A 24009-nucleotide genomic window follows, 5' to 3' on the forward strand; every position below is an offset into this window, starting at 1 on the left:
AAGGAGAAGTCTGATGAATTTTCAGTTGAGTGAAGAACAGCAAATGCTGGCGGACAGCGCCAAGCGTTTTGTCCGTGATAACCACGATGTGGAAAAGCACCGCCAGAACAAGAAGCTGATGCCGCTGGACGAAGCGACCTGGAATCAGTTCGCCGAACTGGGCTGGCTGGCCGTACCGTTTGCCGAAGAGCACGGTGGTCTGGGCATGGGCCCGCTGGAGACCATGGTACTGCTGCAGGAACTGGGTGAAGGCCTGATCATGGCACCCTATATTGCCACCGTGGTTCTGGGCGGCGGTTTCCTGCGTCATGCCTCTGAAGCCCAACAGGGTGAAACCATTCCGTCCCTGTTGGAAGGTGGCCTGCAGCTGGCCTTTGCCGCAGAAGAATACGAGCGCGTATTCAGCCTGGAAAACACCGCCATGCAGGGCGATGTGCAAGGGAGCGACGTGGTGCTCAATGGCACCAAAGCCTGTGTCCTGAACGGGGACCATGCTGATCAGCTGATCGTGCTGGCCCGTACTGCAGGCCAGGTGGGCGACAAGGACGGCCTGAGCCTGTTTCTGGTGGATGCCAATGCCGAAGGGGTTGAGCGTACTCCCCACCGTACCGTGGACGGTCGCCAGGGTGCAGAGATCCGCTTCAGTAATGTGAAGGTGGCCGAGGCGGCACGCATCGGTGAGATGAACAAGGCTTACGAGATTGCCAAAAGCGTCCTGCTGGAAGGCCTGCTGGCCCTGTCTGCCGAGTGTACTGGCAGCCTGTCCGTGCTGCTCAACGATACCGTTGAATACAGCAAGACCCGCAAGCAGTTCGGCCTGCCGATTGGGAAATTCCAGGTGCTGCAGTTCCGCATGGCGGACATGTTCATCGCCATGGAGCAGACCAAATCACTGTTGATGGCGGCTACCATGAAACTGGTGGAAGGGCATGATGATGCGGCCAAGGCGGTCCACGCCATGAAGGCGCAGCTGGGCCGTGCCGGCCGCAAGATTGGCCAGGAAGCCATCCAGATTCACGGTGGCATGGGCATGACCGACGAGCTGAACGTGGGCCACTTCGTCAAGCGCCTGAGTGCGGTAGATGGTGTGTTCGGCAATGCGGATGTCCACCTGATGGAGATCGCGCGCTCCGCGTAATCTTCCGTTGGAGGGAACACAAAAAAGGCGGCCCTCGGGCCGCTGCTGTCCCACAGTTTGATTTAGCGAAGTCCGAAACCCGCCAGGCTGGCAAGCTGGCGGGTTTCTCTGTTTAGGGGAACAGGATTTAACCGCCGCATTCTGACGCTCGCAGATACCTGTCTCTTGGGAGCCTGCTTGCAGGCGAATGTTGGTGCGGCAAGGGCTATTCGCTTCAAGCATACCCTGACGAGCACAGAGAGCTCCCACAAGAGAACGCGCCTCCTCTTCCTCAGGACCTTCATGGAACTGTGGGACAGCAGTGGCCCGAGGGCCCCTTTTTTGTTGGCCGCTCTTCGGCCACTTTTACGCCCGCCAGGGGGGCTGTCGTGTGGGAGCGTGCTTGCACGCGAATGGCCATCGGATATACAAACCTTCGCGTGCAGACATACCCTAAAGGGCACAAGCGCTCCCACAAAAAATCCGTTTCTCTTCTTCATAAAAACAGGCGAAGCCTGAGGGGTTTGGGTTTCGGCGTCAGGCTTCGGGCATCTGGCGTCATGCGTCACAGCCGCAGCGCGGCAAAAGAAAACCCGCACAGCGCAAGCTGTGCGGGTTTCTCTTACTGCTTTACTGCAGGGTCCTGGATTACAAGGTCTTCATGTATTCCATGATGGCCAGACGCTCATCATCGGTGAGTACACTGTTGAACTCGTGACCCTCGTTGCCCTGGCTGTACAGGATGGTGTTGTAGATCTTGCGATCTTCCACCTGGGCATTGGTGATGTTCGGCGGTGCCCAGATGTTCCATGCCAGGATCAGGTTATCGAACAGCACGCCGAGGATCTCCTGAGCCAGCGGTGTGTTCCGCTCGTCATTGGGATCACAGGTGTAGCCCGGGGTTACCGCAGGGTTCCACCAGGTGCGCCATTCACAATCGATCACGTCGTATTTCCAGCCCAGCTTGTTCTGGTCGTAAGCGCGCGAGAAGTTGGTATCGAAGCCCATGGTCACGTTGCCATTGTTGTACCAGGGGTTCTTCATCTTCGGTGCAGACTCACGTCGCCAGATGGTGGGACGGTCAGACGGTTTGAGCAGGCTCCAGACATCCGGAATGGCGCCATTGTGCAGGTAAGGCGCGGTGGCCCATACGCCGTACAGCGGTGGTGCCAGATAACCCGGCTCACGATCCCCACGCAGGCGTTCCTGGTTCTGCGGGCCACAATCGTTTTCGGTGCCCTTGGTGGATGGGTAACCAAAGAAGTTCACGGAACCGGCCCGCTGCATGCTTTCGTTGTTGGTTTCCCAACGCACCGCATCGGTGCCGATGATACGCTGCGGCACGATGTAGGACGCTACCCCTTCCAGCGCCGGGTCGGCCAGGAAGTTGGGGTCGTTCACATAACGCGGAGAGTAAGCACCGTGACAGCTGGCACAGGAACCGTTCCCTTCGGGGCGGTCAATGGGGTTGTCGCGATCCGGGCCCCACATGTCCAGCTCGTGGAACAGCACGGCACCTTCTTCTGCCAGTGCGGTATCAATCTCGGCGGGATACTTGGGCGCTTTCAGGGTTTCGATCCAGGCGTTGATAGGCGGCCCGGCCTTACGCATGTAATCCTGGCCTGCTTCACTCAGCGGGCCCAGTACGGCCCCAAACAGACCGAAAATCGGTGTGTAGAACACCTGGTCCACACGGGGGGCGTCAGCCGGGAAAATACCGTCAGCAAACTTCACCGGACGGTGACCCAGGTTCCACCACGCGGGGGTATCCATGGAGGCGGTGGAACCGCTATTGATCAGGCCAAAGAAATCCTGCGGGGCGTAGAGTCCGTCATCGGGAAAGATGAACGCCAGATTCACGTCCGAGGCGTTGTTGGTGCCGCGGCCATGGCTGAGGTTGGCGAGGGTGGCCACGGAGGCCAGATAGCCTTGCGGCAGGGCATCACGCAGGAACAGATCCAGATCGGCCAGCGGACTGCCGCTACCCAGGGTATTGCCCATGCCCTCGTGCTCCACGTTGCCACTGTGACAGGCGTGGCAGGTGATGCCGATGCGGCCGGACCAGGAGCCGTCCTTGAGGCGCATCTGTGTGAACATCAGTGGCAGCTGACCTGAGCCGCCGTCAGTTTTGTTCGGATCTTCCCCGGGCAGGGGGTAGGGATTGCGTGTATCGCTGATCGGCGAACCGTAGCGTTCAGCAACCCGCTGATCGTAGTTATCGGGTTTGGCGATATAGCCGCCCCAGGACATCCACAGACGGCGATACTGGCCTGCTGTCAGGGTGGAGATGCCCATGGCCCCTTCCAGGGTGTAGGGGGTGGTGCCGGCAAACAGGGCGCCCACGCCTTCGGAGCCGCCGGTCAGCAGTCGGCCGCCCCACTCGAAGCGTTCGCGCAGCTCGCCGCAGGTCTTGGCGTTACCCACTTCCTGAACGGCTTCCGCATCCACATGGCAGTTTTTCCAATAGGCATTGAAATGCACCGCCTTACCATAGCTGACGCCTTCCTTGACCATGGAACGGGGATCAACAGGGAGTTCTGCACTGTCCGGCTTGCCGTAACAGTAATCCCAGACCGCCCAGCCCCCGCGGCTGCCTTCTGACAGCAGCGCATAGGGGTCGTAATCGCCAGGACGATTATAGACGTTGATCGGGGCTTCATCGTGGTAGGGGTCTTCGTAGCTGCCATCGTAGGGCGCCGGGGGCGGCGCATCTTCACCCGCAGAGTAGGATTTCTGGGATGTCACTTGCGACGATAGCGGGACAACATCTTCCGTCTGGGGTGTTGGCAGACTGGTGTTGGCGGCGCTTTCCGGTGTGCTGCTGGTATTGTCGTTGTTGACGGGGTCAACGTCACCGGTGCCACCGCAGGCTGTTGTAAGCGCAACTGCTGCGACCATGGTCGCCAGCGCTCTCCAGCGAGAGGGTACTTCCTTGAGGGTTGGATTCTTCATTGCACACGTACCTCCGACAGTCATGTCGAAAAATAGTTGTTGTTATTTCTTGATCCGGTGGTTTGCGGTGACTTGTTGTTGTCGTTGCCGCTGCCTGGATCTCACGGCTCTGTAGGCCATGATGTGTAGCGCACCATTTTGGGATGGGTGCAACCTTGATACAAATTATTATTATTGTATCAGCTGCTCAACACTAGCATTGCAGAACTGTGACTTGCTAGTCACTAGTCAGATTTCTGCCGTTTGTATCCCTTCTGGTGGCTGGTCTGGTGGTTCCCTCTGTCGCCTGTGCTTTCTGGGTCGTCGGTAGGCATGGGGCGGCAGAGGAGGACGCATTCAGCAATGAGCATCCCCCTAACTGAAGCCGGGAGGAGGCAGGGAAGCGTGGCGGACGTAAGGCGGGATTTTCAGCTGGCAGGATGAATGGCAAACGCAGAGTTGGGGCACGAAGGTGACGTCACCCGTAATGACACCGTGTTTGTTACCGGTGCCAACGCAAAGCAACGTGAAAAGCGCACGGTGTCACCACGTGACAAGGGCGGGATACATAGTTGTCGTTCACGTTTGAGTAAGTATTTGCTACCGTTACTTCCTTATAACAATTTCCTCTGAACAGCTATCTTCACCTGGAGTCTCGATGTCACGGAACACTGCTGCCTCAAATGCACTTCTGCAAGGGATTCAATTGCCGGAGGGTGACAAGACCTATGTGAAGATTCTCGACGCCGGTCTGGCGCTGTTTATCGAATTCGGTCTGCGTCGCACGACCATGGAAGATGTGGCCAACCGTGCCGGCGTCGGGCGAGCCACGGCCTACCGTCGCTTTGGCGACAAGGACCAACTCATCCATGCGGTGATTCTGCGTGAGGCAAAGCGTGAGCTGGATCTGATCGAGCAGGAACTGAATGCCATCGAGGGCGGCCTCAACAAGCTGCTTGAGTCCTTTGTGCTGGCGGTAACCCGCGCCCATGCGCATCCGCTGTGGCGCAGGCTGCAAACCTCTGATACCGAAATCATCCTGCCATTCTTCACCCAGGGGCTATGGCAGATGATGGCTTTCTTCCGCATGTTTCTGGCGACCATGCTGGAACGGGTCAAGAAGGAAGAGGCGATCAGCGACTTGTCGACCGAGTTTCTTGCCGAACTGATGTTGCGTCTGATGCAATCCATGCTGCTGTCGCCGGAAGGGGTGATGAACCCCTCTGATGAAGCGTCCGTGCGTAAGGTTGCCGATCAGTGCCTGCGTCCCCTGATGGCGGGCTGATTGCTTGAGTCGCAGAGGCCGCATATTGCGGCCGCGGAGCGGCAAAAGAAAAATTCATCGTAGAATTACGGGAAAGCCTCCACTTTTCCGTAGGAGATTCTATGTTGTCCACCCCTTTTATGAGGCAGGCATAGATACGTAGTCAGTACGGCTCTTCATCAGCGCGAAGGCGATACGGACCAGCTTACGTGCGAGGATGACCAGGGCCTGCGTTTTCGCCAGGCCACGGTCGAGATAACCTTGGTAGACACCCGCCCAGCGGGCGCTTTTACGAGCGGCCATGGCCGCACAGTAAAGCAGTCTGCGGGTCTCTGAGTCGCCTTTTTTGGTCAGCTTGCGTTTTCCCGTTCTGGTGCCGGAGTCCTTTACATGGACATCCATCCCCAGGAAGGCGACGAAGGCGTCGCTGTTGCGGAAGTCTCCTCGCAGGAAGGCCATGACCAAGGCGTAAGCCGTCAGATCGCCCACACCTTCCAGAGATTTGCAGCGTTGTACCTGATCGCAGAGCCCTGCCTCTCTTACGGTGTTGCGAAGATGCTTCTGGATTAGTGTATCCAGACTGTTGATCTGTGAGATCAGCCTTGTCAGGCTCGCCTTGAGAATCTTTTCGCCACCCAGGCTCTGTTGGATCATGGTTCGCGCCTTGATCAGCGCCGCGCGGCGGCGTAGCAGTGTCTGCAGTGTTCGATACGCCTTGGGCGGCGGGCTCCAACGGCGCAGATCCTCCTTCTCTCTCTGCAGATGGCGGGCAAGCAGCTGGGCGTCAGAGGCGTCTGTTTTAGCTCGGCCGCCTGTTCCCTTGCGGTAGCTGCTGAGACGTGAAGCATCAATGACGTAAATGTGGTGCCCTTTGGCATGGGCCAACTCGATGACTGCCATGTGGTAAGTCCCTGTGGCCTCAATGGCGATCTCACAGGAGCATGGCAGGCTCTTGAGCCAGTGTTTAATGGCTTTGGGGGTGTTCTCGATGGTGAACGTCTGGCCCTGGAAATGAATGACCAACTCGGCCTTGGCGACGTCGATGCCGACGATAGATCTTGCTACTTGCATTGCCACTGAACTGCCCCTTGAGCTAGGTTACACATGCTTGTCGGGGCGCACCTAAACGCTGGCTTGCTGGTATCGTCGGTCTGAGGTGCAACTCAGCCGATGGATTCTTTATCGGCGTATGAATAGGTGCGGGGTGGGGCCAAGTCTCCTACCGTCTGTACCCTGAGGTCAGATGCGTCGTTGGTCCCTCCACCCCGGCAAGTCCTGCATCATTGCAGGAGAGGCATTCAAACATACAAGCGTCGGTTATTCGCTCCGCTCACCCTTCGGGCCGCCCTGCGGGCGTTCCTTCGCTACGCTCGGTGGCGGCGTGATTCCAGACTGCTTGTGTGGGAAGTTCAGCTTGCTGAACGAATGCTGCTGTAGGCCATGGCATGCTGCCAGAACTTTCGTTCAGCAAGCTGAATCTCCCACTAGACACCGATTTCACCCAGAGCGAAGTAAAGCGCTGGAATCGCTCCGCCACCGTGCGCAGCGGATAACCGATGCTCCTGCGGGAAGGCTCCGGTAGCAGAACCTTCCCGCTAATCCACGATGAACCTTTTTGGGGGCCGCTCTGCGGCTGCAGCACGCCCAGGTAACACCGTAGGGCGTAAATCGGCGGAAGCCGATCTCCGCCGCATTTTCCATCATTGCCCCGCACCACAGGAAAGGCCCTGTCGGAGATCGCCTGCGGCGATTTCCAACCTACGAGGCTTCGCATCGCACACAGGCGGCCGATGCAACCCGGTATTGTGTTCTTATCGTCAGGCGTCTGGCTTCAAGCATCTGGCGGCCTGTGAGCGGGATTGAGCCAGGGAGATTCATCTCATCGCCCCTTCCTGCTAATCCGCGATGAGCACAAAAAAAGACCGGCGGGATTTCCCGCCGGTCTTTTTGGTTGCCGTGCGTTCAGGGTTAGAAGGTGAAACCGATACCCAGCGAGTAAGCGAGGATGTTGATGTCCGCGTTGTACTCCACATCACCCACTCTTTCGTAGGGAACCTGGGGAAGGCCGGGCGCCTCGACAACCATGTCGGACACCACGGCAGACACGTCCGGGAAGCTGATGTACTTGGTATCCAGGCTTACCCACCAGTGCTCCGACAGGTGGAAATCAAGCCCTGCCTGGGCCGCCCAGCCGAACTTGTTGTCCACGTCGATATCCGGTTCGCCCAGCGCAGTAGCGACCGGGTTGGTGACCTCGGTGTCGAAGGTAAACAGATAACCGATACCGGCCCCCAGATAGGGCTGTATGCCCTTGTTCAGGCGAAAGCGTTTTACCAGTGTCACCAGCGGTGGGGCAGCCTTGGTGGTGGCAATTTCTTCACCCAGCGCCGGCACACCGGTGGGGATGCCATTCACTTCCGGTACTAGCGGTTCATCAGCCAGTTTCCCTTCCGCTTTGAGCTCCAGGGTTGGCGGGGCTGAGGCAATCAGTTCCAGCGACCAGCCTTTCCCCCAGGGCAATTTGTAGCCGAAGATGATGCCCGGCAGTAGCAGGGGGTCTGCGGTGGCTTCCCCTTCCAGATAATGCGGGCCCGGACCGCCCAGGGCGGTTTCGGCCACTTCACTCAGGTTCTTGGCCTCAATGTAGTTGGTTTGCACATCCGGGGCAAAGTACATCGCCCCAAAGCGAAAGTAGAAGCGGTCTTCACCGGCGATATCACGGACAAAGTCGGAGCCGGGATAATCGACGCGCACGTCATCGTATTCAGGAATGGTTCGGTCCTGCGCCATGAGCGGGGCGCAGAGCGCCAGGCCGGCGGCGAGCGCCGGCAGGCGCAGAACGTGTTTCTTGCTCTGCATGTTGTTGTCCTTATTGAGCGTTGCTTTCAGGCAGTTTGCGGGCACGGGACGGCAGGTTCATGACCTGCAGGGCTACCTTCTCGGCCGGCAGCAGCAGATCGGCTTCACCGAGGCTGGCATCTAGCAGATCGGGGAAAAGCTCGAGCCCAAGGGTTGCCTTGACGTTGTTCAGGTTGGTGACCTTGAGCGTGATCCGTCCGTCATCCTGGAAGCTGATCGGCCCGTAGAGATAGGCGGTCACTGCCAGACTTTTTGCAGTATGGCTGGCCAGAACGTCGTCAATGAAGTCCTCCAGCTCCAGGAAGCCAAGGAAGTCCAGGAAGGTGGACCCTTCGCCAAGCAGCAGTTCCGTCAGTGCTTCCTGGATCGCGGTCAGCAGATCGAGATCCGGTACGTCCAGCCATGCGGGCAGACGTACGATGAAGTACGGTTGCTCTTCGCCTTCCAGGTTCACAATGTAACCGTTCAGGGGCAGCACATCGCTTTCTGGATCCGGTCGCTCCGGACGGGTACGCAACAGCACCGAGCGAGTGTTCAGCTTGATCGGAAGTGATACGGCCACACCTTCAAAGACGTTGAACACATCCAGATCACCGAGCACTTTGCCAATATCGAGACCAACATCGGCATTAATCGTGAGACCAGTGCCGAGAATCACCTGGTGATTCACTTCCACCGGTATCATGTGCGTGCCGACCACATCAAGACAGGGTTGCTCGCCCAGATCGTCCGGGTTTGGCATGCACCAGCTGCCATCGCCCTGGTCTACCAGACCGAGATCCGGCACGGACAGATCCAGTTCCTGCTTGGGCTTGAAGGCCATTGGCAGGGCACCGGTAGCAAAGATCTTGTCCTCGCCCTCGCTCAGGCTGGCACCGGTAATCAGGCCATGGGTGTCGAGTACTTCGGCAGTGGCGAAGTTACTGCAGTACGGTGAGAGGTCGGCGCTTACAGGATTGCCTTCCTCGTCGATCGGGTTGCCGTTCTCGCCAAAGCGGGTGCACGGGAAGGGTTCGCCGTCATCCCAGCCGCCGCTGCCGTTGAAATCCGCGTAGGGGCGGGTATATACCGTGGCATAGACCGTATCGAAAGGTGCAACAGCGTTGAAATCAATGATGATGTTGTCGCCACCATTCGGGTTGCCTGCCTTCGGGGTGTCGGCAATACCTTCCATCGGTGTGGTATTCAGCGGCAGGTTGCCCAGATTGTCGTGACTGTACAGCTGGGGAGTGCTGTCGCCGTTAACCACCAGACGGTATTGCTCACCGGCAACAAAGGTGCCTTCGGCAGGGTGAATCTGGAACTTCAGGTTGCTCGGCACCAGGGCAGCGTCGATGCTTTCCCAGTTGCTGCCGGTATCCCAGCCCAGACATACCGGACCGTCTACGCAGGCGTCACCGCCGGGGGCAATGGTGCCCAGCACCATGGAGTCTGTATCCATGGGTTGGCTGAAAGAGGCTTCAATGACACGGCCGATTTCATACTGGAAATCCAGGTAGAGTTCGTCATCGCTGAGACCGCCTTTACAGCGACCGGCATAACCAGGTACTTCGGTCTCTACCAGTGCACAGCCAATACCGGGATGCAGACCGAGAATGATCGGGGGGACTTGCTCCTGGGAATTGGCGGTACGCGTGTAGTCGGCGGTGGTGAACGTGAGGGTGCTGTCGCCGCCCAGTGCATCTTCGCCGCTGACTTCAATGGTGCGCGGTTCGAAGGCGTGAATATCGGTAATGTTGTTGCTCATGATGAGCTGATATTCGGTGGCCGGGTTCAGGCGCGCCTGAGGGGAAATGGTCAGGCTGGTACCGCTACGCTTGACCATGATGTCCACGGGGGTCCCGCCGTTGCCCATATCCAGCAGCTGGATTTCATCCAGACCGGCGGGGCTCAGGGGCTCATTGAAGGCCAGCAGGATATTGTCATTGGTTTCCACGCCGATCTTGCCATCGGAAGGGTAGGCGCCGGTGACAAAGGGGGCATCACTGTTGGTGTAATCCACCACCACGGCCGGATCGGCCTTGGCCTGCAGACTGAAATCTGCCGCTACCTTGGTGGCGCCGCCCAGCACGTCCAGCTGCAGGGTACGGAACACTTCCAGGGTCAGGACGTGGTCCTCAATGGTGGCCAGACCAATGGCACGTACATGCATCAGGTTCTGGTTCAGGGTGGCATTGCCCTGCAGGTTCTCGGTCTGCAGTGACAGGTCAAAGTCCATGTACACGTACAGAGGGGCCTTGTCATCGTCCATCTTGTGGCCATCGGGACGATAGATATTGGGCATCAGGTAACCGGTGACATTGCTCAGGAAAGTCCCTGTGATCAGGCCGGTTTCCAGATCCGTGCTGACTTCACCGCCGAGCTTGGCCGGGTTGATACCAGTGAGCTGCAGCTGCTGGCCTTTACGGGCCAGAACCGGCGTCCTGGTGCCACCAAAAGCCTGCGGGTTGGCCAGAAAGGCTTCCAGGCCGTTGGGCAGGGAGTTGGCCACATTTTTACCCAGGGCGGTATTAACCAGAGTGAACTGGTTGGTGGGGCCACCGGTGATCTTGGATTTGCCCGGGTAGCCGGGGCTTTCCATGTCCGGGAAGGTCTGCAGGGTTTGATAAATAGGTGGATTGGCTGCGTCCGGGGTGTCCTTGGTGCTCGCGGGCACAAAGCTGTAGGTCACCGGCTCCAGCGCTTCGCCATTCAGGTCGACGATGCCATTCAGGCGTACTTCATAGTGGGCGCCGCCCTCCATGTCCTCAATGGGCTGCAGTGTGATGTAGTGGCGCTCGGCGAGCATGTCCGCATCCACGGGTTCTTCGCCATTTTCTCCGCTCACTTTGACGAACTGGACAGACTCACCCAATACCACCGAATCATCAAACAACGGCTCGTTGAACGTTAGGCGAACCGGAGAAATGTCCACGATCGGGAATTCAGGCTCTACTTCACTGCCTTCCACAAAGGCCAGTGGGCTTTCCTGGTTGAAGGCCAGCACGGCAGGAGTCTGTCCTTTGACAGGGGCTTCCTGACGGGTCGTGAAGCTGAACACAGGCTCCTCGCCATCGCCGATATTCTTTGCCTTGGGGGAGGCTTCACGGCGCAGCCAGACCTGGTAAGTCGTGCCGGGGGTCAGGCCGTCCATACTGAATTCGATGGTACGGCCATTGTTGATGATATTGGTGTAGCTGCCGGTGTCGACCGGGCCATCCGGGCCTGTCACACAAAAGGCGCCAATGGGCGCGTCGGCGGTGCCCGTACAGTTGGCCATCACAGCGGTTTCATTGACCTGGCTGGAAAACACCAGCATGGCCTTGCTGGGGGTGGGCACATCGACCATACCGTCAACCGGGAAGGTGAATGTCAAACCGTCAGTTGTGGGTGGAACCACAAATGGGTTGTTGTCCGCCCCACAGCCTGAGAGGGCTATAGACATTGCGGGTATAAGCAGGCCTAAGCCTAATTGTGAGCATTTGGTCATTGTTGTTCTCCAGCACCGTTATTGGGTGTTGTTGGATGAGGGCTGGCGGGTCCGTCCAGTTTTTCGATCCAGAGTTGTTGCGTATCAAAAAAAACACACTATGATACAGAAAGCAATAATCGTATCGTTGTTCGATACAAAAGACTGCCAACTATTTATGCCCACTTGGCCCATTCTGCACATCAGTGGCGGTTGAGGGCTGATCACCGGTCGGGCGCGTGTGAAACGGCGCTGTCTGGCCGGTCATGCGCAATTGATTTCAGTTTGCATGAAATTGCTCCGTCGAGTAGTCGACAACGAGATCAAATTTGTTTCACTGTCTTGCGAAATGCCATATTGAGACGTATTTTTGCATTTGTCTCATTGCAGGATGACTGGAGTGCCCGATGACACAAACCGCTGAGCAATCACGCCGCGATGTACTGAAGCCGCTTGGGCCGGATTCCCTGACATGGCAGGACTTCGGGTCCTGGCGTTTCAATCTGATGCTCCCGCAGGCGTTTGTGCTGCAGGTGTCTCACCCGATTGTGGATGCCGGTGTGGGTGACCACTCGGTATACAAAACAGACCCCTGGGGACGCGCCAAGCGTTCCACTGCCATGTTGTGGCCTATTGTTTATGCCCGGCCCCAGAAGGCCATCGAGATGGGCGTGAAACTGTATGATCTGCACCGCTCCATCAAGGGTGTGGACAAGCATGGCAAGAAATACTTTTCACTGGATCCCGAGGCCTACAGCTGGGTACATATCACCGGCTATGACGCCACTATCCGGATGCACGAAATGCTCGGTACGCCCCCGACCACGGAGGAGCGCGAGCAGATGTTTCAGGAGTGGCGTCAGCTCGGTTTCCTGATGGGTATCCGTGATCAGGATCTGCCGGCAACCCAGAGCGAGTACTGGGACTATTTCAACCGGATGATTGAAGAGAAGCTGGAAATGGGTGAAGTGGCACAGGAGCTGCTTGCGCATAACCACTATCTTGAGATTCCGAAGCCGCCGGTAGACTGGTTGCCGGAAATCGGCTGGAAAATGATTCGTGCCGTGCTGGGGCGCCTCATGCGCTTTAATCTGCGTGCCACCTTGCCGCACCAGTATCGTGAGAAGTTCGACATTCCCTGGACGAAAGGGGATCAGCGGTTGTTCAAGGCCTGGTGCCGCTTTTATCGGCTGATGTATGCCATCACGCCGAAAAAGATGCGACTGATTCCCATGGCTCGCCGGGCCTTTGCGGATGCGAAAAAGCACCCCGAAGCCTACAACATGGCCCGGACGACCCAGGAGACAGTCGCCCAGGAAGCCATCTGAACCCCGGGATAGGTTCAGACAGGGCTGCCCGACAGCGCCAGGAAACGCGCACCATGCAGCTCCTCCCGGAGCTGCCTTTTGATAACAAAAAACGTAGTAGAGAGCCTCATGAAAATGCTTAGCGAAAACGCAAAAGTACTGCTTCTCGGGTTGTTGGTGGTTTTCCTGCATGGGTGTTCATCCATGAAGGAATCTGACTATGTTCCCAAGTCCCCTGAAACGCTCAGCGAATGGTTGGTAGAAGGCTCGTTTGAGCTGAAGACCGGTGGCAACAAGAGCGAAAGCCATTTCTATTTCAAGCAGATCGATGAAAATTATGAGTTGGCCATTCTCGGCGATGACCCGGTCGGCAAACCCAAGGCATTGATCAGCGGTAACATCTATGAGCCCGGTAGCGAAAAGCTGGATGTGATCAGCGGCTACGAGGCGGAAAAGGTGGCCCAACAGCTGAAATCCGTCATGCGGGCCGGTGACCTGTCCTACTGGGTGCGTGGCCTGCCTGCCACGGCAAACGCGCAGGTTGAACAGCAGGGCACCAATCTGGCCAAGAAAATCCAGGAAAATGGCTGGAAGATTTACTACCACGATTTCATGTCGGTAACCGGCAACTACAAGTTGCCTGCGCACATCAAGTTCAATGGTGACGACAAGTCGCTGCGCATGGATTTGGTGCGGGCAGAAACCGGTTATCTGACCAATCCCTGTGGCCAGAACCTGTCTGAAGACGAAATCAACGCCTCTGTGGAGCAGGTCGGTGAGGGCGATGTCGTCACCACTCTGGTTCCCCGCGATGGTACTGCGCCGTTGCCTCGGTGGATTGACGAAGCCGATTTCTGCAAGCAGCTGCTGAAAATTCACGGCGACGAGTTGCCGGATTCCCGTGTGGGCCTCTACGGTCCGGACTCCATGATGTGGCGCCTGTCCGGCATGGCGTTGCCGGGAAGTTTCGGCGCCGGTCGCTCACTGCTGCTGCAGGTGGCTCACCCCTGGGTGACTGCCGGTATCGATGAGCATTCCGTGGTGCGCAACGATCCGCTGGGCCGTGCCCGCCGAACCTTCTACCACATCCTCAGTGTTACCTATGGCAGCATGCCGCAGGTCATGGCCTCGGCAAACCAGGTACGTGACATTCACGAAGAAATTGAAGGTCATCTTCCCGAAGAAAGTGGTGCCTTTGAGCGGGGTTCCGAGTACCGCGCCAACGAAATCAACGCCATGATCTGGGTGCACGCCACTCTGTGGGAAACCATCGTCCATATGTACGAGAAAATGGAAGAGCCGCTGACACAGCAGGAGAAAGACCGTTTCTACGAAGAGACCAAGCTGTTTGCCATGCTGTTCGGTATTCCGGAGCAGGCGTTGCCGGCGGACTGGAATGAATTCATGGAGTACAACCGGGCCATGTGGAACAGCCCGCAGTTGACGGTGACCCCGGCGGCCATGCAGCTGAAGAAGGATCTGTTCAAGCCTCAGTCTATCTGGATGATCTTCCCCATGTGGGGTCAGGAAATTATCACTTCTGCTGAACTGCCCCCGCGTATTCGTGAAGAGTACGACATGAAGTATGGCTGGTGGCAGAAGATGAACTACGCGTGGATGCGTGCCGGTGCCTGGACTCTTGGTGCACTGTTGCCCAAGGATATGGAGCGCCAGGCGGTGTACCACGAAGCCATGGCTCGCCTGGAGGGTGAGAAGCTGGGTGGTGTAAACCAGTTCTTCATCGAGGCCTTCTTCGACAAGGAACGGTTGGTTAACTGATGAAGGTTGAACTCTCCCGGGTATCAATGCGCCTGCTGGGCGCATTGATACTGGTGTTCTCGCTGCCGGCCACAGCGGCTTACGATGAGACCGAGTATTCCACGCCTGAAGCGTTTCTCGGTAAGGTCTATGGCAATGATGTGCCCGGTATTTCCCTGCTGCCCCTGCGCGGTGAAACCCGCAAACGGGCCGAGGCCGCATTGGGCCATCGCTACAGTGGCATGCGTCTGCGTTATTGGCAGAATGACGGCACGACGGCCTGGATCATTGACGAAAAAAGTAAAGACATGCCAATGACCATCGGTATTGGCATCAGTCCGGAGGGGAAGATTTCCGTACTGGAACTGCTGGTTTACCGCGAGCCGCGAGGTGGAGAAATTCATCAGGCTGCTTTTCGGGAACAGTATATCGGCGTCAACCTGACAGAACAGGACGCCCTGTCTGTGGATGTGGATGGTATTACCGGTGCCACCCTGTCTGTGGATGCCTTGAATCGCGTCGCTGCCATGGCGCTGGTGCTGCACGAGTCCGTGGTGGAATAAGTACTGATTTCTGTTTGTTAGTTGTTAGTAGTGTGCATTTGGCCTGCGCAGGATCTGGTTTTATCAGGTCCGGCAGGTCGCCTTTTTCCCGCTGAAAAAAAATCCTTCCTTTCTTCGCTAATACCCGCTGTTACTGATCACTTTTTCCGTTCAGGCGCGACTTCAGATGCCGGCATTGGGTGCATTAATGGTATGGCGGGTTACGGATCGTAACGGTAAACCGGCATTCCTTTTCCGGCATCTGTGTGTTCTCAAAAGTGGCAGCGATTTACTGCTGGCTGTCAACGCAATCCGTCGATAATGGGGGCCGCCGGAATGATCAAAGATAAGCCTGTGATGGCAGATGTGGCTAAAGACCTGTTGGGCCACAACCTCTATCTTGGGAGCAAGTAATTCCCCCGGTTAACTGGCTGCGGGGGAGCCCGGAAGGACCGGGCGGTGGTGATTCGTGGTCTGCGTAGGGTGAGAGTCTTGAGACTGTCGCACCGTCAACGTGACCCGGTTTTTTAGTCCAGCTGTGGCCTGGGCTCACAGGGAATAATCCGGTGAGCATGGTTGCATCTGCTGAGCGGCGGAGCGTTCTATCTGCTCGCCACCGGCAAGCCAATAACGTCAATAAACACGCTTAAGGTGCTTTTATGAATCAGGAATCTCGCCCCTGGCTGTCTACCTACGAATCTCTGGGCAAAGACTGGTATACCCTGCCGGAGCTGCCTGAGAAAACCCTGTCTGATTATGTGCGCGGCTATGCGACAGAATTTCCTGATCGGGAAGCACTGGTATTTCTCGGCCAGGCGCTGACCTACAAACAACTGGATACCCTGGCCGATCGCATGGCTGCGCTGTTCGCAGAGCAGGGCGCCACAGAAGGGGATGTGCTTGGTATCCAACTGCCCAATACGCCGCAATACGTGATTGCGTTTATCGCAGCGGCCCGCCTGGGTATGGTGACCACCAGTATTTCTCCACTGATGACTCCGCCGGAAGTTACCCATCAGGCCAATGATGCGAAAGTGAAGATCCTGATGACACTGATGCCGTTCTGGCAGGCCTCCGTTCAGCCGGTGTTGGGCAAGGTGCCTACCCTGACGACGGTGATCGTATCTGGCCCCATGGACATCATGAGTGGTCAGGGCGAAGCGCTGGATACCGAAGTCGAAGGCATCAAGGGCATTTCCCTGCATGATCACATGCCGGAAACCGCCGCCGCCGTGAATACCAAAGTGGACATGGACAAGGTGCTGTATCTGCAATATACCGGTGGCACCACAGGCCTGCCCAAGGGCGCCAAGTTGTCTTCGCGCAACCTGTTCATGAACAACCTGCAGGCCAATGTCTTTTATGGCTACCGTACCGGTGAAGAAACCGTGGCATCTGCCTTCCCGCTATTCCATATCGGCGGTGCGGCAGTCCTGTTCAATGCCCTGCGTACGGCCTCCACTTTCCTGCTGATTCCGGACCCCCGTGATATCGATCATTTCGTGAATGAAATGAAGGCCCGCATTCCCACCGTGCTGGCTGCGGTGCCCGCGCTGTATCAGATGCTGTGCGCCAACGAGACCTTCAAGGGGTTGGATTTTGCCGGTCTGCGGATGGCGATTTCCGGTGCGGCGCCCTTTGCCAAGGAAGAAGTGCAGAAGCTGGAAAGCGTGGTCGGTGCGGGCAAGTTCTGCGAGGTGTATGGCATGACCGAGACCAGCCCGGTGATCACCCTTAACCCTGCCTCTCATTTCAAGGAAGCCCATGTGGGGTTTCCGCTGCCGGGCACCGATGTGCGTATCGTTGATGCGGAAGACGGCGAGACCCTGATGCCGCTGGGTGAAGCCGGTGAGATCATTGCTTCCGGCCCTCAGGTGATGCAGGGGTATCTGGAAATGCCGGAAGCCACCGCCAAATCCCTGCGGGAAATTGATGGCAAGCTGTGGATGCACACCGGTGATGTGGGTGTGATGGATGAAGACGGCTTTGTCCGTGTCTGTGACCGCAGCAAGGACATGTTGATCGTCGGTGGCTACAAGGTGTTCTCTGTGGAAGTGGAGAGCAAGGTACAAAGCCTTCCCTGGGTGGCAATGTGTGCCGTGGTCGGCCGCCCGGATACCAACCGTCCTGGTAACGATGTGGTCCAGTTGTACGTTGAGCGCACAGCGGATTGCGCGGAAAATGAAAGCGAGCTGAAAAGCCAACTGGAAAGCTTCTGTCGCGAAAACATGTCGCCCTACAAGGTACCCAAGGAAATTTTCTTTATTGATCCGATCCCGCTCACTTCAGTGGGCAAGATCGACAAGAAGGCACTGCGCCAACCCGCTTGATCGGGTTGAGCCACCCTTTGGCAAGTCATCGGCATGCTCTGTCGGTGACTTGTTAAAGGCATTGCCTGAATTCATTGCTGCATAATCACTACAACAACATGAGAGGCTGTCATGAGCCGCGTTATCCTTTCTTTCGGCAAGGTGTATTTGCTTGCCCTGTTCCTGGTCCTGCAAGGTTGTTCGTCACTCAAGGAATCCAGCTATGTGCCCAAATCTCCAGAGGGGATGAGCGAATGGCGCGTAGAAGGAAAGCTTGAACTGTTTGCTGATGATGAGAAAAGCAAGAGCTACTTCTATTACCTGCAGATAGACGAAAACTATGAGCTTGGATTGCTTATGGATGAGCGTGTGGGCGATCCCCAGGCGACCATCCGTGGCAATGTGTTTGAGCCTGGCAGCGAAAGCGTTGATGTCACAGGTGGCGCGGATGCGGTAGCCGTTGCTGAGCATCTACGTGCCAGTATCAGCGCGGGCAATCTTTCTTACTGGTTGCGGGGCTTGCCCGCCACTGAGTCCGCGGAGATTTACAAGGATGGTAATTACCAGCTTGACCGGATTGAAGAGGCCGGTTGGGATATTCGCTTCCGTGACTACATGTCGTTGCAAGGCAACTATCGGCTGCCGTCTGACATCAAACTGGAAGGTGATGACAAGGGACTGATCCTGAAGATGGTGCGGGGGGATACCGGTTATCTGGCACACCCCTGTGAACAGGGTGTCAGCGATGAACAGGTTGCGGCCACCAATGACCCTGCCCGTGACAGTGATGTGGTTGCCCAGCTGGTGCCCCGTGATGGCAGTGCGCCGCTGCCGCGCTGGATCAACGAGGTGGACTTCTGTCGTCAGCTGGCAAAGATCCATAACGACAAGCTGCCCAACCCCCGTGAAGGGCTATATGGTCCGGATTCCATGATGTGGAAAGTCACTGGCCTGGCATTGCCTTCCGGCTTTGGTGCTGGCCGTGCACTGCTGCTGCAGGTGGCGCACCCCTGGGTCACCGCCGGCATCGACGAGCATTCGGTGGTGCGTGATGATCCGCTGGGCCGTGCCCGCAGGACCTTCTACCATATTTCCAACATGGTCTATGGCAGCACCTCCCAGGCCATGACGTCGGCTAATCAGGTCCGTGATATTCATGAAGAAATTGAAGGTCACGTGACTGAGCAAGCCGGCGCGTTTGATCGTGGCTCCGAATATCGTGCCAACGAAATCAACGCCATGATCTGGGTGCATGCAACGCTCTGGGAAACCAGCATGCACATGTACGAAGAGATGATTGGCACGTTGAGCCAGGAAGAAAAAGATCAGTACTACGAGGAAACCAAGCTGTTCGCCATGCTGTTCGGGATTCCGGAGAGCGCACTGCCCAAGGACTGGAACGAGTTCATGGCCTATAACGAAGCCATGTGGGACAGCCCCCAGTTGACGGTGACCAACAATGCGCTGCAGCTGAAAAAGGATCTCTTCGATGCCAAGTCAATCTGGATGATCTTTCCGCTGTGGGGGCAGGAAATTATCACCTCAGCGGAGCTGCCGCCGCGTATTCGTGATCAGTACAACATGAAGTATGGCCTATGGCAGAAGCTGAATTATGGTTGGATGCGCGCCGGTGCCTGGACCATGGCGGTACTGTTGCCCAAGAGCATGGAGCGCCATGCGATCTATCGTGAGGCTGAAGCAAGGCTGGAAGGTAAGCGCCTGGGCGGTTACAACCAGTGGCTGATTGAAGCCTTCTTCGACAAGGAACGGATCGTTAACTGATTCTGAAAAGCCGGCGGTTTCACCGCCGCCGGCCTTTTGTTCGTTTCTGATCCTGGATACCCCCGCACGCGCCAGCACTTCTGCTCATTCGAAAGCAAGGCTGGCACTCTCTCACCCTTATATCGTTTCATCGGGGATTTCCTGGAAGGCCCCGCACCTTCCCGTAAGCGCGTCGGTTATTCGCATCGCTCACCCCTGCCGAGCCGCCTTGTCAGGCGTGCTTGGCTTCACTTGTTGGCGTCGCGATTCCAGCGCTTTACTTCCTCTTTTGATCGATGTCTGGTGGGAGATTCAGCTTGCTGAACGAAGGTTCAGATAGCATGCCCGGGTCTGCAGCCGCATTCGTTCAGCAAGCTGAACTTCCCACACAATCAGCAAAGCCAGTTTTACCACAAAGCTCGCAGAGATCACTGAGTTGATACGATGTGGGGCTCTGTGGCATCGGTGATTGCTATCCCGCTACAGGAACGTAGCGCAGCGGAGTAACGCAAACAGTGCAGCCCGAAGGGTGAGCGTGGCGAATAACGGCCGTTCCGCCGTGATCCGAGCCTGAGCGAGGTAAGGATTCCAGAAGCGCATCTCGAAGCTCAAAGCCCAACGCCCTTTCGATGAGGCCGGTTTTGCCTTTCGAAACTCGCTTTGGGAGTCCTTGCCTCGCCTGAGCCTGAATCGCTTGCCCAGGGCCAGTGCCTGGACAGGCATAAGGTTTATTAGGCTTTAGTGTGAATATTGGGTGAAGGGGTAAGTGGAAAGGGCTAGATAACTGTATCTCTTACTGGGCGGCTTGGTTTGGTTTCGGTAAATAATCGCTATATCAGCCCCAAATGATCTATTTATGACATAAGGGAAAGTCATACAATCGCCCACCTTCCATTCGCACAGAAAAGGATTTGCACTGTGAACGCAACCCTCAAGGTGATTGCAGCTTCTTCCCTGTTGTTGGCTCCCTTTGCTACGGCCAATGAAAATGTCCCTGACCGTTATGGTTACATTGGTGGTCATGCCAGTTTTTATACCTTTTACGACAATCGGGTCATAGGTAAGACGGTTAACGGCCTTGAGGATGTGGCCTTCTACGGTGGCCAAATCGGTTGGCGCTTTCATCCCAACTGGTCTGTACAAGGCTGGTACGAAACCGTAGAGGGGGATGCAGAGAGCAAATACGTAGACTCAGGTCTGCGCCTTGATATGACCAACTATTTTGCCAGTGGTCGCTACCATCTGAACAACCACGGCTTGCTGGGTTTTGAGCCCTATGTGGGGCTCAACGTGGGTGAGCAGATCATCGAGAGTATTAACAGCCCGAACAGTGACAAGAATGATGAGTTGATGGCAGGTCTGGAGCTCGGTCTCCAGCTTGCCTTTTTCAAGCATCTGGTGCTGGACCTGGGTACCCGTCATGCCTACAGCCTCGATCGTGAATTTTGGGAAGGGCAGGTGTACGCCGGCATCAACCTGGCGTTCGGTATCAGCAATGATGATGAGTCGCAAAGCAGTGATGAGGATGCGGTAACCAATCCGGAAGATGTAATTGTGCTGGATGCCGACAACGATGGCGTCAATGATGACGTAGACCAGTGTGCAGGCACTGCATCGGGCGCGGTTGTTGATGAGACAGGTTGTGAAGTCGATGATGCTTCCGGGCAGGTGCAGCAAGCCGGTAGCCTTTACTTCCCGTTCGACAGTGACCGGGTGCAAGGTGAGTTTGATGAGCAGGTGCGCACGGCGGCGGAACGCATGAAGGCGGGTGAAAAAGCCTCCATTCGCGTGGAAGGTCATACTGATGATACTGGCGATGAATCCTACAACCAAAGCCTGTCGGAGCGTCGTGCGGAATCTGTGCGCGATAAGCTGGTGACGGATTTGGGCGTGGACGGGGAGAGTATCTCCACCCAGGGATTCGGGGAATCTCGGCCTGTGGGTGACAACAACACCCCTGAAGGTCGTGCCCGGAATCGCCGCGCAGATGTGATTGTGGAGCCGCAGGAGTAAACGCCGCGGTTGCCAGCAGGCTGGCAGCAATAAAACGGGACACCTGGTGTCCCGTTTTTTTTGATTCACCTCGCAATTGCAGGAATAACCCACCTTTGGATTAACCGGCTGAGAGAGAATCTCCCCTTCACGAAAAATGCTCGACGCCTGATGCGGGAATAGCGTGCACTCCGCAAGGCACGTCTCAGCTGAAAATCGATTGTCTGGAAAGACAGTCCCCCAGGCTGAGTGATAATCCTCAAGCGGGTGAGGGAGTCACAGGCGCACGATATAACCCTGCGTTGTCATTTTGGTTGTCAGGCGTCAGGTATGCAGCGACCGCAACGGCAGATTAGCCTGATAAAGGCGGGGAAAACCTTCTCACTGCCTTCCCCGCTAATCCAGCATGAATCTGTTGAATTGGCAGACAGTCCGAATCACTTTTTGCTGGACTGAACCAGCCTGGTGAGCTCGGCCAGTTCCGCCTGAATGTCTGTCAGCTGACGGCTCATTCTTTCCCTTTCGCCATGGGCTTCCTCTGCCTGTTTGGCGTTCTGTTCCTCGCTCATGACTTCCAGGATGGCACCGATCATCATGTTCAGGAATACGAAGGCGGTGAGGAAAATAAAGCTGAGGTAGTACAGCCAGCTTAATGGATAGCTTTCCATGGTGGCGTACATCACGTCGGTCCAGTCTTCAAAGGTCGCCACCCGGAAAAGGGTGAGCATGGAAATGGCCACATCGCCCCACAGGGTTTCATCGACACCGGAGAAGAACATGGAGCCCATGGCCGCGTAGATATAGAAGATGATGAACATGAGCAGGGCGATGTAACCCATGCGGGGAATCGCCTTGATCAGGGAGTTGATCAGGAAGCGCAGTTCCGGCACCACCGATACCAGCCGCAATACCCGGAATACGCGCAACAATCGGCCCAGAAGCACCACTTCGGCATTGTCCATGGGTATCAGGCTGCCAATCACCACCAGGGTATCAAACAGGTTCCAGCCATCCAGAAGGAAGCGCTTCTTGTCCGCGTGGACGCCAAACCGGAACAGGATTTCCACCAGGAAGAAGATCGTGATGGCGTTATCGAGCACGGCCAGGGTGTCGGTGAACAGGGGCGGCAGGTTATAGGTGTTGGCGCCAATGGTCAGCGCGGAAAGGATGATGATGGCGATCACTGCGCCCTGGAACAGTTTGCTGGATTCGATGCGGCGCAGCTGCTCCAGTGTGGATGAGGAGCGAGTCAGTTCGGTGGACATGGAGAGTCAGGATCCTGTTTGCAATGTGTCTGAACAGCGGTCAGGCCCGATTCTAATTGCCCCCGGCCTTGAGCGATAGCCAGCGAGTTTAAATGGTTGATCGGGGTATCCGGTAAAAGCCGGTTTGCCCCCCCAATACTGTTCACTGAAGCGCGATGTTTCAGTGGGAGCGTGCTTGCACGCGAATGGCGCGGCATGACACAAAGGCTTCGCTTGCAAGCAAGCTCCTTGTATCTCTCCACGAGTGCTGATTAGCTACCAGCACTCACGGGTCGGGTTAAAGCCTGACAAGCTCCTGAGGGCATAGACCCTGTGACGTAGATCCTGGCTCCGACCCATTCTCTTAAATCTGAACGGTATCCGGGCTCTCCCCTCCGCGGGATGAAGCCGTATAAGCAAGGGAAGACACGAGAGATGCACTTCGTTGGAATTGATGTCAGCAAAAAGAGCCTCGATACACTTTGGCTGCGCCAGGCCAATCCCCGGAAGGTAAAAACACGGGTTTTCCAGAATCGGCGCGGGAAGGAGCACGAGGTTGCGCAGTGGCTGCTCAAGCAGACCGGTGCTGAGCCGTCCGAGATTCATGTGGTGCTGGAAGCCACCTGTATTTATCACGAGAACCTGACCTACGCACTCCATGAAGCTGGGTTGCAGGTGTATGTGGCCAATCCGGCGCGCACCAGGGACTTCGCCAAGAGTGAAGGGTTCTCAAGCAAGACAGACAAGCTCGACTCGCTGTGCCTGGCTCTCTACGTGAAAGAGAAGCATGAGCGACTACATAAATGGCAGCCGGAAGCGCCAGAGATCAGGCAGTTACGAGCGCTTGGTGCTCGTCTGGAGGCCTTGGAGAAAGACCGTCAGCGGGAAGAAAACCGGCTTGAGAAAGCGGAATTCAACCAGTCAAGCGAGCGAGTCATTGCCTCTATACAGGACATGATCGCGACACTGAATGAGGAGATCCGCAAGCTCAAAAAGGACATCGATGACCACATTGATGGCCATCCTGAACTGAAACAGGACCGCTCACTGCTGGAGAGCATCACTGCGGTAGGCGATGTGATGTCCCGAGAGCTGCTGTCGCTAATACACAGTCGGGACTTCCGGTCAGCCAAGCAATGTGCCGCCTTCCTGGGCATTACGCCGGTGCACAATGAATCCGGCGACTCCAGAAAGCCGACAAAGATCCGCAAAGGTGGCCGCGCCAACGTACGGGGAAAATTGTTCATGGCAGCAGTCACAGCATGCACCCACAACCCCGATATCCGGGCACTGAGACGGCGCATGGAAGACAGGGGGAAGACAGGTAAAGTGATTGTGGTGGCAGCAATGCGCAAGCTGGTGCAAATCGCCTATGGGGTAATCAAGCACCAAAAGAAATATACCCCACAAGTCGCATAGAGACGGCTTGCAGGGTATGGAGAGAGACGGTATCTACAAGAAGACCAAACCTCTCCTT

General features: G+C 56.5%; 14 protein-coding genes. 9 read left to right on the forward strand and 5 right to left on the reverse strand.

Features of this window, described 5'->3' with window-relative positions; translation table 11 throughout:
* Positions 1-13: 13 nt before the first annotated feature.
* Positions 14-1138 carry an acyl-CoA dehydrogenase family protein gene (locus tag HF945_RS04155; protein ID WP_290524495.1) on the forward strand — a complete coding sequence of 375 codons (1125 nt, stop codon included), beginning with the start codon at positions 14-16 and terminating at the stop codon, positions 1136-1138.
* 627 nt (positions 1139-1765) lie between these two features.
* Here the strand turns inward: HF945_RS04155 and HF945_RS04160 are convergent.
* Complete coding sequence (locus HF945_RS04160; RefSeq protein ID WP_290524496.1) at positions 1766-4069, reverse strand: hypothetical protein; 2304 nt, start codon at positions 4067-4069, stop codon at positions 1766-1768.
* A 637-nt stretch (positions 4070-4706) separates the two neighbouring features.
* Here HF945_RS04160 and HF945_RS04165 point away from each other — a divergent pair.
* Positions 4707-5333, forward strand: coding sequence for a TetR/AcrR family transcriptional regulator (locus HF945_RS04165; protein ID WP_290524497.1), 627 nt, complete (start codon positions 4707-4709; stop codon positions 5331-5333).
* A gap of 117 nt (positions 5334-5450) precedes the next feature.
* Here HF945_RS04165 and HF945_RS04170 read toward each other — a convergent pair whose 3' ends face one another.
* The 3 genes from HF945_RS04170 to HF945_RS04180 form a co-directional block, all read right to left on the reverse strand.
* Complete coding sequence (locus tag HF945_RS04170; RefSeq protein ID WP_290525365.1) at positions 5451-6383, reverse strand: IS110 family transposase; 933 nt, start codon at positions 6381-6383, stop codon at positions 5451-5453.
* An 897-nt stretch (positions 6384-7280) separates the two neighbouring features.
* Positions 7281-8171, reverse strand: coding sequence for an OmpW family outer membrane protein (locus tag HF945_RS04175; protein WP_290524498.1), 891 nt, complete (start codon positions 8169-8171; stop codon positions 7281-7283).
* 10 nt (positions 8172-8181) lie between these two features.
* Entirely contained in the window at positions 8182-11526 is a 3345-nt protein-coding gene (locus HF945_RS04180) for an Ig-like domain-containing protein (protein ID WP_290524499.1), read from the reverse strand.
* 500 nt (positions 11527-12026) lie between these two features.
* Between HF945_RS04180 and HF945_RS04185 the strand changes: the two genes are divergently transcribed.
* The 6 genes from HF945_RS04185 to HF945_RS04210 all read left to right on the forward strand — a co-directional run bounded on the left by HF945_RS04185 (position 12027) and on the right by HF945_RS04210 (position 21309).
* Positions 12027-12947: an oxygenase MpaB family protein gene (locus HF945_RS04185; RefSeq protein ID WP_290524500.1), complete on the forward strand. Its 921-nt coding sequence runs from the start codon at positions 12027-12029 to the stop codon at positions 12945-12947.
* A 108-nt stretch (positions 12948-13055) separates the two neighbouring features.
* A complete protein-coding gene (locus HF945_RS04190; protein WP_290524501.1) occupies positions 13056-14705 on the forward strand; it encodes a lipoprotein insertase outer membrane protein LolB in 1650 nt (549 codons plus the stop codon).
* Complete coding sequence (locus tag HF945_RS04195; RefSeq protein ID WP_290524502.1) at positions 14705-15247, forward strand: FMN-binding protein; 543 nt, start codon at positions 14705-14707, stop codon at positions 15245-15247. The genes HF945_RS04190 and HF945_RS04195 overlap by 1 nt, the downstream gene beginning before the upstream one ends.
* Positions 15248-15885: 638 nt before the next feature.
* A complete protein-coding gene (locus tag HF945_RS04200) occupies positions 15886-17556 on the forward strand; it encodes an AMP-binding protein (protein WP_290524503.1) in 1671 nt (556 codons plus the stop codon).
* A gap of 111 nt (positions 17557-17667) precedes the next feature.
* The gene (locus HF945_RS04205) at positions 17668-19317 is read left to right on the forward strand and encodes a lipoprotein insertase outer membrane protein LolB (protein ID WP_290524504.1); all 1650 of its coding nucleotides are present in this window, start codon (positions 17668-17670) and stop codon (positions 19315-19317) included.
* Positions 19318-20214: 897 nt separating this feature from the next.
* Positions 20215-21309, forward strand: a complete 1095-nt coding sequence (locus tag HF945_RS04210; RefSeq protein ID WP_290524505.1) for an OmpA family protein — start codon at positions 20215-20217, stop codon at positions 21307-21309.
* A gap of 416 nt (positions 21310-21725) precedes the next feature.
* Here HF945_RS04210 and HF945_RS04215 read toward each other — a convergent pair whose 3' ends face one another.
* On the reverse strand, positions 21726-22553 hold the full coding sequence (locus tag HF945_RS04215) for an ion transporter (protein ID WP_290524506.1): 828 nt from the start codon (positions 22551-22553) through the stop codon (positions 21726-21728).
* Positions 22554-22967: 414 nt separating this feature from the next.
* Here HF945_RS04215 and HF945_RS04220 point away from each other — a divergent pair, with 414 nt between their 5' ends.
* Positions 22968-23951: an IS110 family transposase gene (locus HF945_RS04220; RefSeq protein WP_290522779.1), complete on the forward strand. Its 984-nt coding sequence runs from the start codon at positions 22968-22970 to the stop codon at positions 23949-23951.
* Positions 23952-24009 lie beyond the last annotated feature (58 nt).

The organism is Alcanivorax sp. (assembly GCF_017794965.1).
Classification (GTDB): Bacteria; Pseudomonadota; Gammaproteobacteria; order Pseudomonadales; family Alcanivoracaceae; genus Alcanivorax.

Bases quoted from the DNA above. Each gene is read 5' to 3' on its own strand.
- HF945_RS04155 (WP_290524495.1), top strand. From the start codon at position 14: ATGAATTTTCAGTTGAGTGAAGAACAGCAAATGCTGGCGGACAGCGCC.
- HF945_RS04160 (WP_290524496.1), bottom strand. From the start codon at position 4,069: ATGAAGAATCCAACCCTCAAGGAAGTACCCTCTCGCTGGAGAGCGCTG.
- HF945_RS04165 (WP_290524497.1), top strand. From the start codon at position 4,707: ATGTCACGGAACACTGCTGCCTCAAATGCACTTCTGCAAGGGATTCAA.
- HF945_RS04170 (WP_290525365.1), bottom strand. From the start codon at position 6,383: ATGCAAGTAGCAAGATCTATCGTCGGCATCGACGTCGCCAAGGCCGAG.
- HF945_RS04175 (WP_290524498.1), bottom strand. From the start codon at position 8,171: ATGCAGAGCAAGAAACACGTTCTGCGCCTGCCGGCGCTCGCCGCCGGC.
- HF945_RS04185 (WP_290524500.1), top strand. From the start codon at position 12,027: ATGACACAAACCGCTGAGCAATCACGCCGCGATGTACTGAAGCCGCTT.
- HF945_RS04190 (WP_290524501.1), top strand. From the start codon at position 13,056: ATGAAAATGCTTAGCGAAAACGCAAAAGTACTGCTTCTCGGGTTGTTG.
- HF945_RS04195 (WP_290524502.1), top strand. From the start codon at position 14,705: ATGAAGGTTGAACTCTCCCGGGTATCAATGCGCCTGCTGGGCGCATTG.
- HF945_RS04200 (WP_290524503.1), top strand. From the start codon at position 15,886: ATGAATCAGGAATCTCGCCCCTGGCTGTCTACCTACGAATCTCTGGGC.
- HF945_RS04205 (WP_290524504.1), top strand. From the start codon at position 17,668: ATGAGCCGCGTTATCCTTTCTTTCGGCAAGGTGTATTTGCTTGCCCTG.
- HF945_RS04215 (WP_290524506.1), bottom strand. From the start codon at position 22,553: ATGTCCACCGAACTGACTCGCTCCTCATCCACACTGGAGCAGCTGCGC.
- HF945_RS04220 (WP_290522779.1), top strand. From the start codon at position 22,968: ATGCACTTCGTTGGAATTGATGTCAGCAAAAAGAGCCTCGATACACTT.